The organism is Baekduia alba (assembly GCF_028416635.1).
GTDB lineage: Bacteria > Actinomycetota > Thermoleophilia > Solirubrobacterales > Solirubrobacteraceae > Baekduia > Baekduia alba.
On sequence record NZ_CP114013.1, the window covers coordinates 4,726,780 to 4,738,816 of the forward strand.

A 12,037-nucleotide genomic window follows, 5' to 3' on the forward strand; every position below is an offset into this window, starting at 1 on the left:
CGTCGTGGCCCGCGAGCGCAAGGCGGTCGCGCACCTGCGCGCGGCCGCCCCCGTGCTCGCGTCGATGATCGACGACCTCGGCGGCGACGTCCCACGGTGGACGCCGACCGGCGACCCGTACGGCGCGATCGTCCGCGCCATCGTCTCCCAGCAGCTGTCGGTCGGCGCGGCCCGCGCGATCCACGGCCGGCTGCAGGCGCGTTTCGACGGCCGCGACCCGACGCCGGCGCAGGTCCTCGCCGACGACCCGGACGAGCTGAAGTCCGTCGGGCTGTCGCGCGCCAAGGTCGTCTCGCTGCGGTCGCTGGCCGAGCACATCGACGACGGCGCGCTCGCCCTCGACGCGCTCGGCACGCTCGACGACGAAGCGCTGATCACCGAGCTGACCGCGGTCAAGGGCATCGGCGAGTGGACCGCGCAGGTGCTGATGGTCACCGAGCTCGCGCGCGAGGACGTGCTCGTCGCGGGCGACCTCGTGATCGCCCGCGCGATCGAGCGCGGCTGGAGCCTGCCGGCGCTGCCGACGCGCGACGAGATCTACGCGCTGGCCGAGCCGTGGCGGCCGCATCGGTCGACCGCGTGTGCGCTGTTGTGGGCGTGGATGCGGGTGGTGCCGACGGCTTGAGGCGTTGTGGGCGCGTGCGCTGGTTGGTCGTCAGCGCGGGGCGTGGTCGTGCTGCGGTGCGTGGTGCGTCCGTCATCAAGAGCGTGCGAGTGTGGAGGCGGCGCCACCGGGACTGATGTGGCTCGTCCTCGCGGCAGCGCCGGGGGGCGAGTTCGGGGCCGAATCGTCGCATCGGGCGCCATGGATCGCGTGAAGTCCGCGATATACGCGGACTTGACGCGATCGAGCCCGCCCCGAAGCATGATCAGCGACGAGCCACACCAGCCAGGCGGTGGCGCCGCCCCGGCGCCTTCACGCCCTCGATGAGGACGCACCACGCCGCGCAGCGCCCAACGCAGACGCGCTGGGCGCCACCAACGCCCGCGCCTACCCCGCCGCCCCCGGCTCCGCGCACCCCGCCGGCAGCGCCGGCGGCGGGTCGCTCGGCTTCCGCGCCCCGTACGCCGCCCACAGGTCATACGTCGGGTACGTCCGCGTCAACCCAGCGTCCGCCAACCCCACCGGGTAGGCCGAGTCCTCGCGGAACGTGTACTGGAACGCCGCGTCCACGCGTTGGTCGTCGGCCCATTGGCGCAGCTTCGCGTCCTGGGCGCGGCACTGGGCCCGCAGCGAGGCGTCGTCGACCGGCCGCAGGCCGCCCGGATCGGCGCCGCCGACCCCGGTCTCCGTCACCCAGATGTGCGCCCCCTGCGTGCAGGGACGGGCGTCGAGCGCGTGCTCGAGCGCGATCACGGGGTCGGGCTTGTCCGGGTCCGGCGTCACCTGCGCGTAGTCGTGCTGGGACCAGAGCCGCGACGCGCAGGCGACGTCGTCGGGCAGCGCCGCGACCATCTCCTGGACCGTCGAGCGCCGCGGCGAGGGCACGGTCGACCCGGCCATCTCGCCGAGCACGAGCTGCTGCCCGCCGGGCAGCGCGTCCAGCGCGCTCTTGGCCGCGCGGACCAGCTGCGCGTAGACGCCCGCCGCGAGCGTCGGCGACGACGCCTTGCACTCGGCGCGCTGCGGGCTGATGAACGCCGGGTGGTTCGGCTCGTTCCACGGGCTCCAGTACGTCAGCGTCGCGCCCTGCTGGGCGGCGAGCTGCGCGACCTGCCCGATCAGCGCCTTGTAGGCCTCGATCCCGGCGGCGTTGATCGGCCGCGACGACGGGCCGGCGTCCTTGCGCTCGCACCCGGACGCGCCGTTGGCCGCCCAGGCGGGGACGCCGGCGATCACGACCTCCACCCGCGGGACGCCGAAGCCGGCCTTCTGGGCCGTGGCGATCGCGGCGAGCTCGTCGGCGATCCCGCTGAACGTCCCGCACGGCGGCGTGCCGCGGGCGCAGCCGTCGGCCGGGATCGCGAGATCGGCGGGCTTGGCCGCGTCGGGCTGCAGCTGCGACCAGTAGATCGGCAGGCGCAGGTACTGGACGTGCAGCGCGGCCACGCGGTCGCGCCACGGCCCGAACCCGGGCGCGACGTCCGGATGGGACCCGGCGTCGAACAGCAGCTGCGCGTTGGTCTCGGTCAGCCCCGTGGCGAGGACCGGCGGCGCGGTCACCGGCTGCTTGGCCGCCGGCGCCTGCTGGGCCGCGCGTGGGGGCGTCGTCGCGGTGCGGGACGCGCCGTCGTCGCCACAGCCGGCAACGGCGAGGATCAGGAGGGCGGCGGCAACGAGTGCCGCCGCGCCGCGACGTGTGGCGAAGAGGCCGATGCGGTCAGGCTAGACCGCGGAGACCTGCTCTTCGTCCTCCACGCGGAAGGACGAGCCGCAGCCGCAGGCCGCGACCACGTTCGGGTTGTTCACCTGGAAGCCCGCGCCCTGCAGCGAGTCGACGTAGTCGATCTGCGAGCCGTCCACGTAGGGAAGGCTCTGGGCGTCGACCAGGATGCGCAGCCCCTGGTGCTCGAAGATGGCGTCGCCATCGTGCTCGTCGTCGAACGCGAGCTGGTACTGGAAGCCCGAGCAGCCGCCACCGCGCACGCCGACGCGCAGGCCGGCGGAGGTGACGTCCGCGCCCTGGGACTCCAGGAACTCGCGGACCTTCTCGGCGCCCTTGTCCGTGAACTGGACGCCCTTGGCCTGGTACGTAACGGTGGTTCCGGTCATCGCTATACAAAGGATAGCGATACCCTCAAGCCGAATGCCGACGACCGACGAGATCAAGCGCCGCATCGAGGCGGCGGTCCCGGACAGCACCGTCGAGGTGGAGGATTGGACGGGAGGCGGAGACCACTTCCGCGCCACCGTCGTCTCCCCCGCGTTCGCCGGTCTGAGCCGCATCGCGCAGCATCGGCTGGTCTACGACGTGTTCGGCGCGGAGATCGGCGGGCCGATCCACGCCCTTTCCCTCACCACCAAAGTCCCGGAGCAGGCATGAGCAGCGACACGAACCCCATCCGTGACGCGATCGCCGAGGCGATCCGCGACAACAAGACGATCCTCTTCATGAAGGGCAACCCCGACGCCCCGGCGTGCGGGTTCAGCGCGCGCACCGTCGCGGCGCTGCAGGCCCTGGACGCGCCGTTCGCCGCCGTCGACATCCTCCCGGATCCGCGGATCCGCCAGGAGCTGTCGGCGCTGTCGAACTGGCCCACGATCCCGCAGCTCTTCGTCGACGGCGAGCTCGTCGGCGGCTGCGACATCGTCACCGAGATGTTCGAGTCCGGCGAGCTGGCCGAGGCGCTCGGCGTCGAGCAGCCGGACGCCGTCAGCGCCCCCGCTCAGGACGCCGCCCCGGCGCCGCTGGGCATCGAGAACCGCCTGTCCTAGCTACGGCCGCACCTCGACCCGCAGCTTCGCGCTTCCGCTGATGCGCAGCTGCGGGTCGCGGTAGACCTCGATCTCGGACGTCGCGGAGTCGCCGCTGTCGTCGCCGGGATCGTGGAAGCTCGCGGTCACGCCGTCTTCGCGCTCCAGCGCGCCGAACGCGGCCGCGAGCTGGTCGACGTTCCGGGGGCCCGGGTCGTCCTCGCCGCTGCCCGAGTCGTCGCCCAACGTGATGGTGAACGTCGACGCGAGGTCCTGGGCGTCGCCCTCGCCGGCCACGGCGTCGGCGGGCGAGCCCGTGAGCTGCAGGATGTGCTCCCCCGCGCTCAGGTAGCGCGGGATGTGGACCGTGACCGTCTTGGTGAACTCGGCGCCGCGCACGTGCTGGGCGGCCACCTGCACCTTGACGTCGCGGCCGCGCCTGACCGTGCTCGGGCCGCGCGCGTCCAACATGTAGGCCTGGCGCAGCTCGCGGCGCAGCTTGAGGTTGACGTCGACGCGCGTGACGTGCAGGACACCGAAGTTGTAGGCGTCGAGGAGCCCGCTCGCGGCGCCGAAGTCGGCGACCAGCGGCGCGGCCGGCGACGTCGGCGAGCCGCCGACGTAGGTGTTGCAGAACCGCAGCGGCGCCTTGCGCTCGCGCACGGCGATCCGCACGCACATCTCGCCCGACTGGCGAGCGGGCGAGCCGCGCAGGATGTCGTAGGCGGCCTGGGCGACGGCGACCGGCCCGACCTGCGTCAGCGACGACGTCCCGGTCGGCTGGCCGACCGCGGTCTCGTCCGCGATGGCGGAGTTCTGGTGGACGACGCGGCCCGAATCCAGGTCGGTCGCGGTGACCCGCAGCGGGAAGCGATCGGGCAGCGCGCCGAGCGTGCCGACGACGGCGCTGGGCGCGTCGTCGGTCAGCGTGCCGAGGTCGTGGCCGGGCGCGGCCAACTTGTAGGACGTGACCTGCTCGGTGTCGATCGGGTTGTTGACCACCGTGTAGACGTAGGCGTCCTGGAGCAGCAGCGAGCGGCGCCCGGCGCCGTCGAGCGGATGGCCGAAGGCGTACACGTTGGCCCCGTCGACGTAGGTGACGGTGCCGACCGCGCCGGCCTCGACGTCGCCGCCCGCCAGGCCGACGGCGACCGACGACCCCGGCTGGAGCGTCTGGGTCGGGAACGCGCCGGCGCGCGGCGCGGCGGGCGCGGCGTAGAGCGCGCGGCCGAGCTTCGACCCGGCCTTGCGCAGCGCGTCGGCGACCGCACCCGACACGCCGGAGAAGCTGATCGGCGTCGCGAGCGCGCGGACCTTGCGCTTGAGCTTGGCCGACATCGGCTTCGCGCCCGACGGCGGGATCACCGGCTCGCCGAGCATCGTCTGGATCGGCGTCACCAGCACGAGCTTGTTGCCGTAGTCGCCGGTCCCCTGCGCGATCGCCCCGATCGTCTTGGGCGTGTTGCCGTCGTTGGGATCCGGGCACTTCACCGGCGAGCCGGAGAAGCCCTCCGCGATCCCGGTCTCGTCCACCGCGGGGCCGCTGACCTTGACCAGCACCGACGCGTCCGGGCCCGACAGGACGTCGATGACGTCCACGTCGAACGACGTGATCGCGGTCCCGCGGATCACGCTGTAGCCGGTGCAGTGCATCCCGGCCTGGACCTGGTCCAGCGGCAGGATGGGATCGCCGGCGGCGTGGGCGGCCGTCGGGATCAGGGCGGGGAGAAGCGCGGCGAAGCCCACCGCGAGGCGCGTTCTGAGCACGGGTCGCGCGAACAGTAGAGAACATGGGGTTGGGACCGTGTTACTCGTGGCCTGACACTAGTGTCCTGCTCGTGGCCCTCGGCGCTCCCTCGATCCAGGCGGTCCGGTGGGACGGACGTCGCCTCTCGCTGCTCGACCAGACGCTGCTCCCCGGCGCCGAGACGTGGCTGACGCTGACGGGCGCCGCGGACACGGCGGAGGCGATCCGCCGGCTGGCCGTGCGCGGCGCGCCGAACATCGGGATCGCCGCCGCCTACGGCGTGGCGATGGACCTGTCGGCACGGCCGTCGCTCGGCGCGCTGGAGGAGGCGTGCGAGGTCCTGATCGCCGCCCGGCCGACGGCCGTGAACCTGGCGTGGGCGGTCGAACGCGTGCGCGCGGCGTGCCTCGGCGCCGGGCCGTCGACCATCGCCAGCGCCGCCCGCGGCGCGGCCCAGAAGATCCACGCGGCCGAGGACGCGGCGAGCGGCGCGATGGCCGAGCTGGGCGCCGACTGGCTCGCCGCCCGCGGCGTCCGGACGATCCTCACGCACTGCAACACCGGCGCGCTGGCGACCGGCGGGCGCGGCTCGGCGCTGGGCGTGTGCATCGAGCTGGCCGCGCGGGTCGAGGGCGTGACGGTGATCGCGTGCGAGACGCGGCCGCTGCTGCAGGGCGCCCGGCTGACGGCGTGGGAGCTGCAGCGCCTCGGCATCCCGTTCGCGCTGATCGTGGACGGGGCGGCCGCGGGGCTGCTGCGCCGCGGCGCCGCCGACGCGGTCATCGTCGGCTGCGACCGCGTGGCGGCCAACGGCGACGTCGCCAACAAGGTCGGGACCTACGCGCACGCGCTCGCGGCGCGCGCGGTGGACCTGCCGTTCGCGGTGGCGGGCCCGACCTCCACGGTGGACCTCGCGACGCCCGACGGCGACGCGATCGCGATCGAGGAGCGCGGCGCCGAGGAGGTCGTCGCCTTCGGCGGCGTCGACGTCGCCCCGGCCGGGACGCCGGTCATCAACCCCGCCTTCGACGTCACGCCGGCCGCGCTCGTCAGCGCGCTGATCACCGAGAAGGGCATCGCCGCGCCGGTCGACGCCGCGGCGGTCGCGGGGCTGTTGGCATGAGGGTCGCCCGCTCCGTCGCGCCGCGCGAGGTCCGCGTCGACGAGGACCCGGAGCCGGTCGCCGGGCCGGGCGAGGTCGTCTGCCGGGTCCTGGCGTGCGGCGTCTGCGGCTCGGACATCAGCGACGCGTGGGTGGCGCCGAAGCTGCCGGTCGTCCTCGGCCACGAGCTGACCGGGGAAGTTGTAGAAGTCGGCGAGGGCGTCGTCGGGCTGGGCGTCGGCGACCGAGTTGTCGTCCATCACCACGTCTCGTGCGGCGAGTGCCGGCGCTGCCAGCGCGGGCACGAGACGTTGTGCGAGTCCTTCCGGACCACGAACATCGCGCCGGGCGGCTTTGCCGAGCGCGTCCGGATCCCGCCCGAGCTCGTCGGCGAGCTGCTGTTGTTGGAGGACTTGGACGAGGAGCGCGGGACGTTCGTCGAGCCGCTGGCCTGCGTCCTGCGCGCCCTGAACCGGGCGCGGCTGCGCGCGGGCGACAGCCTGCTCGTCGTCGGCGCTGGGACCAGCGGCCTGCTGGCGATCGCGGCCGCCCACGCGCGCGGGGTGGAGGCGGTCTGGGTGCGCGAGCCGCGCGAGGACCGGATGGCGCACGCGCTCGCGCTCGGCGCCGAGCGCCACGGCAACGAGCTGGTCGACGTCGCGCTCGTCGCCTCCGGCGCGCCGGAGGCGATCGACACGGCGTTCGCGGCCGTCGCGCCCGGCGGCGCGATGGTGCTCTACGCCACGCCCTCCCCCGGCAAGCCGCTGACGCTCGACGCCGTGTCGCTGTACCGGCGCGAGGTCGACGTGGTCCCCTCCTACTCGGCGGGCGCGCGCGACATGATCGACGCCTATGACCTGCTGAAGGCCGGCGCGGTCGACCCGCTGCCGTGGGTCACTCATCGCGTGGGGCTCGAGGAGACCGGGCACGCCCTGGACATGGTGCGCTCCGGCGAGGCGATCAAAGTCCTGGTGCTGCCCTGATGCGCGCGGCGCGCCTGCACGGGCCGGACGACGTCCGCGTCGAGGACGTCCCGGAGCCGGTCGGCGAGGTCGTCGTCACGGTGCGGGCCGCGACGACGTGCGGCACCGACCTGAAGATGCTGCGCCACGGCCACCCGACGCTCGCCGCCTACCCCGCGCCGTTCGGCCACGAGACCGCGGGCGAGCGGATCGACACCGGCGAGCGCGTCCTGGTCGGCGACTCGGTGCCGTGCGGGACGTGCCCGCCGTGCCGCGCCGGGCGGACGCACCTGTGCCGGGCGATGACGTGGGTCTACGGCGGCTTCGCGGAGCGCATCGCCGCGCCGGCCGCCGCGCTGCACTCGATCCCCGGCGCGCTGCCGTTCAGCGCGGCGGCGATGGCCGAGCCGCTGGCGGCGTGCGTGCACGCCGTCGGGCGCGGGACGAGCGAGCGCGCGGTGGCGGTCCTGGGCGGCGGCACGATCGGGCTGATGCTCGCGCGGCTGCTGGTGCTCGACGGGCGCGACGTCGCGGTGATCGACCGCCATCCCGAGCGCCGCGCGCAGGCCGACGACCTCGGCGCCCGCGGCGTCGACGCACTCGAGCCGGGCGCGGTGGCGCTGGTCTTCGAGGCCGTCGGCCGCCCCGAGGCCTGGCACGCGGCGTTGCTGCTGGTCGCGCCCGGCGGCCGCGTCGTGATGGTCGGCGGCTGCCCCGGCGGCGACGTCGCGCTGCCCGCCGTCCGGATCCACTACGACGAGGTCGACGTCGTCGGCGCGTTCCACCATCGCCCCGCCGAGATCGACGAGGCGCTGCTGCTCCTCTCGACCGGCGCGGTCGACCACGCCGCCTTCGCCGGCCCCACGGTCGGCCTCGACGACCTCGCCGCCGCGCTGGTCGACCCGCCGTTCGGCGCCGAGGCCCGCAAGCTCGTCGTCGACCCGACGCGCTGAGCGCGCTAGTCGCCGAACAGCCTCACGACGCTCGTCATTCGGCTCGCGCCGAAGCCGGCGACGCGCAGCGCGACCGGCTGGCGTGAGCCGGCGGCGCCGACGCGCTCGGGCTCGCGTTCGCGGTACCACTCGATCGTGTCGACCAGCGGCTGCTCGTGGTGGCCGGGCGTCCAGCCGAGCTCGCGCTTGGCCTTCGTCGAGCGGTAGGCCCAGCGCAGCGACAGCGCGCGGATCTCCTCGACGGTCATCGCCGGGTGCCCGGGCGCGGCCTCGGCGACGCGCGCCAGCGCGAGCGCGGCGTGCAGCGGCAGCTTGACCGCCGGCGGCTCGACGCCGCTGAGCCGGCCGAGGTCGGCGAAGAGCCGGTCGTTGGTGAAGTTGCGCCCGCCCAGGATGTAGCGCTCGCCGACCATGCCGCGCTCCTCGGCCAGCAGGTGCCCGCGGGCGACGTCGGCGGCGCCGACGATGCACAGCGCGCCGTCGACGTAGACCGGGATCTCGCGACGCAGGAACCGGCGGACGAGCTCCGTCGAGGACCGGTGGACGTCGCCGCGCCCCAGCACGTGCGCGGGGTTGACGATCACGACCGGCAGGCCCTGCGCGCAGATCCGCAGCGCCTCGCGCTCGGCCTCGGCCTTCGCGTTGGCGTAGGACAACCCGGTGCGCGCCGCGTTGTAGACGTGCAGCTCGTCGGCCGTGGACCGGCCGTCGGCCGGCCCGATCGCGGCGGCGGCGCTCGTGTGGACGACGCGCTCGACGCCGGCGCGCATCGCTTCCTCCAGCGCGACGCGCGTACCGACGACGTTGCTGCGGTACAGGTCGTCCCAGCCGGCGCGCAGCATCGTCGCGTCCGACACGTGGAAGAACCGGTCGACGTCCTTCAGCGCGCGGCGCATGTCGCGCCGGTCGGTGGCGTCGGCGGCGACGACCTCGACGTCGAGGTCGGCGATCGCGTCCAGCGCGGCGTGCGCGGGGACGGTCACGCGCACGCGGTCGCCGCGGGCGACCAGCGCCCGCGCCACGTGAGAGCCGATCAGCCCCGCCGCGCCGGTGACGAGCGTCGTAGACATCGTGGCGCATCCTGGCAGCTAGGCTGGCCGCATGTCCCAGGTCGCCGTGGTCACCGACACCACGCATTACGCCCCGCGCGCGCTGCTGCAGGCGCACGACATCCGCGAGGTGTCGCTCTACGTCAACCTCGGCGACCACCACGAGCGCGAGTCGGCGATGCCCGACTTCGACGCGTTCTACCAGCGCCTGCGCGAGCTCGACCAGCTGCCGACGACCTCGCAGCCGTCGATCGGCGACTTCCTGGAGGTCTACGAGCCGCTCGCCGCCGCGGGCAAGGACATCGTCTCGGTCCACATCGCGGGCGGCATCTCCGGCACGCCGGAGACGGCGCGCCAGGCGGCGACCGAGATCGCGGTGAGGCACCCGGGCCGGCGCGTCGAGGTCATCGACTCGCGCACGGCGTGCGGCGGCATCGGCCTCTGCGCGCTGGCCGCCGCGGCCGCGGCGTCGACCGGCGCCGACCTCGACGCCGTCGTCGCGCGCACCAACGAGGCCGCCGACACGATGAAGATCTGGTTCGCGGTCGACACGCTCGAGTTCCTCAAGCGCGGCGGCCGGATCGGCACCGCGCAGGCCTGGCTCGGCGGCGCGCTGAAGATCAAGCCGATCCTGACCATCGATCGCGAGATCACGCCGGTCGAGCGTGTGCGCACGTCGAGCCGCGCCTTCGAGCGGATGGTGGACTACCTCAAGGCGCGCCACGAGGACGGCGCCGACGGCTGGGTGGTCCAGCACATCCAGGCTCCCGACGAGGCGGCCCGGCTGGTCGAGCGCGGGCGCGAGATCTTCGGCACCGAGCCGGTGTTCGTGTCCGAGATCGGGCCGGTGATCGGGACGCATGTCGGGCCGGGGCTGATCGGGGCGGGCGGGCTGCCGCGGCGGTTGATGGCAGAGCTGGGGGTCTGAGGGGGCCGAGCTGCGGGCGTGGTTGGTCTGCAGTGCGGCGCGTTGGTCGTGCTGCGGGGCGTGGCTCGTCCGTCATCAAGGGCGTGCGAGTGTCGTGGCGGCGCTCCGCGCGGTCGGTGTGGCTCGTCCTCGTGGCAGCGCCGGGGCGGAGTTCGGAGCCGAACCGCGGATGCGTCGAGGTCCGTGTCGACTGGTGGTCCGCATAGGGCCACAAGTCGACACGGATCCAAGATTCGATCAGCGACGAGCCACACCAGCAGCGGTGGCGCCGCCGCTCCTGCCTCACGCCCTTGATGAGGACACACCACGCCGCGCAGCACCAACGCAAACGCGCTGGGCGCCATGAGCGCCAGCGGCGCCCTAAGTCGCCGGCACGATCAACCCGGAGCCTCCGCCCTCGTCCCCCGGCGGCGGGCCCGCGCCCGGAGCCGGACCCGCCCCCGGCGGCCCGGTCGGCGGTGGAGTGCCCGGGTCGATGATCGCGGCCGCGCGGGTCTCCTGCCGCCAGTCCCACCACTCCTTGACGAGGATCTGGATCGAGGCCGCGAGGGGGATCGCGACGATCGCGCCCAAGACCCCCAACAACGTCGAGCCGAAGAGCACGGCCACCAGGACGACGAACGGCTGCACCTGCACGGTGCGCTTCTGGACCTGCGGCTGGATGACGTTGTTCTCGATCTGCTGGTAGATGACCGCCCAGATCGCCCAGATGATGGTGTCGGTCGGGAAGTCGTTGAACAACGTCACCAACCCGATGACGATCGCGGCGACCGTCGCGCCGACCAGCGGGATCAGCGAGGCGAGGCCCGCGAGCACAGCCAGCGGCGCCGCGAACGGCACGCCGAGCAGCTCCATCACGATGAACGACTGCACGCCGGCGATCAGCGCGATCGTCAGCGCGCCCTGGACATAGCCGCCGACCGCGGCCGACGTCGAGTCCAGGATGCGGCGCATCCGTTCTCGCTCGGCCTCGGGTCTGAGACGTAGCGCCGCGTCGGTCCAGTCCTTGCCGCGGGCGACGATGAACACCGACAAGATGAGGATGTTGACCAGCGCGAAGACCGAGTTGACGAGGCCGAGGCCGATGTCGCTCAGCACCTTCGCGGCGTCGCCGACCTTGCCCGGAAGCTGATTGGCCTGCTTCTGCAGCTGGCCGGTCAGGTCGTACTTGTCGTCCAGCTTGCGCAGCTTCTCGTTCTTGTTGACGTAGTCCTGGACGTCGTTGGCGTAGTTGGGCAGGTCCTCGGCGAGGTTCGTGCCCTGCGTGACCAGCGGCGGGACCACGAGCGCGGTCAGCCCGACCGGCACGAGGATCAGCGCGAGGTAGACGATCGCGATCGCGAACCCACGCCGCATGTGCCGGTCGAGGCGGTTGACCGGCGCCGACAGCGCGATCGCGATGAACGTCGCGGTCAGCACCCAGCCGATCGGCTTGCGCAGCAGGTAGATCAGGTACAGCGTCAGGACCGCCGTGACGATGATCGCCACGACGCGCACGACGGTGCGGGCAGGGATGTCGGCGGCGCGCGACGGCAAGGACCCCGAACCGTAGGCCGAGGACCGGACGGCGCCGGGGCGCCGCCCGTCGCGCCGCCGCTACCAGCGCTTCTTCTTGCGCTTCATGAGCCCGCCGATGGCGGCGATGCCGCCGCCGATGACGAACCCGGCCACGGCCGCGCCGATGAGCACCTGCTGCTGGTGCTCGCGGATCTGCTTGCGCCAGTCGGTGACCTCGGCGACCTCTCCGCGCAGCCGCTCGAGCGACACGGCCAGCTCGGCGCGGTTGCTCTCGATCGACGCCCGGATTTCCTCAGGAGAACGCTGGGGCATCAGTTGACCTCGGTGAGGAATTCCGCGATTTCCTCAGGAGAACGCTGGGGCATCAGTTGACCTCGGTGAGGAATTCCGCGATTTCCTCAGGAGAACGCTGGGGCATCAGTT

At 73.6% G+C, this 12,037-nt stretch carries 13 protein-coding genes; 7 read left to right on the forward strand and 6 right to left on the reverse strand.

All coding sequences use genetic code 11. The features are described from left to right. Nucleotides 1-4 precede the first annotated feature (4 nt). Nucleotides 5-625 carry a DNA-3-methyladenine glycosylase family protein gene (locus tag DSM104299_RS23570; protein WP_272474116.1) on the forward strand — a complete coding sequence of 207 codons (621 nt, stop codon included), beginning with the start codon at nt 5-7 and terminating at the stop codon, nt 623-625. A 366-nt stretch (nt 626-991) separates the two neighbouring features. Here DSM104299_RS23570 and DSM104299_RS23575 read toward each other — a convergent pair whose 3' ends face one another. Further along, nucleotides 992-2,164, reverse strand: a complete 1,173-nt coding sequence (locus tag DSM104299_RS23575) for a hypothetical protein (protein WP_272474117.1) — start codon at nt 2,162-2,164, stop codon at nt 992-994. Nucleotides 2,165-2,326: 162 nt separating this feature from the next. Beyond that, a complete protein-coding gene (locus tag DSM104299_RS23580) occupies nt 2,327-2,713 on the reverse strand; it encodes a HesB/IscA family protein (RefSeq protein ID WP_272474118.1) in 387 nt (128 codons plus the stop codon). 34 nt (nt 2,714-2,747) lie between these two features. On the opposite strand from DSM104299_RS23580, the gene DSM104299_RS23585 reads away from it, so the two are divergent. Both DSM104299_RS23585 and grxD read left to right on the forward strand, forming a co-directional pair. Continuing rightward, nucleotides 2,748-2,984, forward strand: coding sequence for a BolA family protein (locus DSM104299_RS23585; RefSeq protein ID WP_028075921.1), 237 nt, complete (start codon nt 2,748-2,750; stop codon nt 2,982-2,984). Further along, nucleotides 2,981-3,376 carry a Grx4 family monothiol glutaredoxin gene (gene grxD / locus DSM104299_RS23590; protein WP_272474119.1) on the forward strand — a complete coding sequence of 132 codons (396 nt, stop codon included), beginning with the start codon at nt 2,981-2,983 and terminating at the stop codon, nt 3,374-3,376. The genes DSM104299_RS23585 and grxD overlap by 4 nt, the downstream gene beginning before the upstream one ends. On the opposite strand, the gene DSM104299_RS23595 is transcribed toward grxD, so the two are convergent. After that, nucleotides 3,377-5,122: a hypothetical protein gene (locus DSM104299_RS23595; RefSeq protein ID WP_272474120.1), complete on the reverse strand. Its 1,746-nt coding sequence runs from the start codon at nt 5,120-5,122 to the stop codon at nt 3,377-3,379. Nucleotides 5,123-5,193: 71 nt separating this feature from the next. Between DSM104299_RS23595 and mtnA the strand changes: the two genes are divergently transcribed. The 3 genes from mtnA to DSM104299_RS23610 are packed head-to-tail and all read left to right on the forward strand — an operon-like array spanning nt 5,194 to nt 8,119. After that, nucleotides 5,194-6,225, forward strand: coding sequence for an S-methyl-5-thioribose-1-phosphate isomerase (mtnA, locus tag DSM104299_RS23600; RefSeq protein WP_272474121.1), 1,032 nt, complete (start codon nt 5,194-5,196; stop codon nt 6,223-6,225). Then, a complete protein-coding gene (locus DSM104299_RS23605; protein ID WP_272474122.1) occupies nt 6,222-7,187 on the forward strand; it encodes an alcohol dehydrogenase catalytic domain-containing protein in 966 nt (321 codons plus the stop codon). Before mtnA ends, DSM104299_RS23605 begins: the two co-directional genes overlap by 4 nt. Next, a complete protein-coding gene (locus tag DSM104299_RS23610; RefSeq protein WP_272474123.1) occupies nt 7,187-8,119 on the forward strand; it encodes a zinc-dependent alcohol dehydrogenase in 933 nt (310 codons plus the stop codon). Before DSM104299_RS23605 ends, DSM104299_RS23610 begins: the two co-directional genes overlap by 1 nt. A 5-nt stretch (nt 8,120-8,124) precedes the next feature. Here the strand turns inward: DSM104299_RS23610 and DSM104299_RS23615 are convergent, their stop codons facing one another. Beyond that, nucleotides 8,125-9,189: an NAD-dependent epimerase/dehydratase family protein gene (locus tag DSM104299_RS23615; RefSeq protein WP_272474124.1), complete on the reverse strand. Its 1,065-nt coding sequence runs from the start codon at nt 9,187-9,189 to the stop codon at nt 8,125-8,127. 31 nt (nt 9,190-9,220) lie between these two features. On the opposite strand from DSM104299_RS23615, the gene DSM104299_RS23620 reads away from it, so the two are divergent. Next, nucleotides 9,221-10,096, forward strand: coding sequence for a DegV family protein (locus DSM104299_RS23620; protein ID WP_272474125.1), 876 nt, complete (start codon nt 9,221-9,223; stop codon nt 10,094-10,096). 360 nt (nt 10,097-10,456) lie between these two features. Here the strand turns inward: DSM104299_RS23620 and DSM104299_RS23625 are convergent, their stop codons facing one another. Together DSM104299_RS23625 and DSM104299_RS23630 are read right to left on the reverse strand one after the other, a co-directional pair. Next, a complete protein-coding gene (locus DSM104299_RS23625) occupies nt 10,457-11,632 on the reverse strand; it encodes an AI-2E family transporter (protein WP_272474126.1) in 1,176 nt (391 codons plus the stop codon). 60 nt (nt 11,633-11,692) lie between these two features. Further along, entirely contained in the window at nt 11,693-11,926 is a 234-nt protein-coding gene (locus DSM104299_RS23630; RefSeq protein WP_272474127.1) for a hypothetical protein, read from the reverse strand. Between the last annotated feature and the right edge of the window lie 111 nt (nt 11,927-12,037).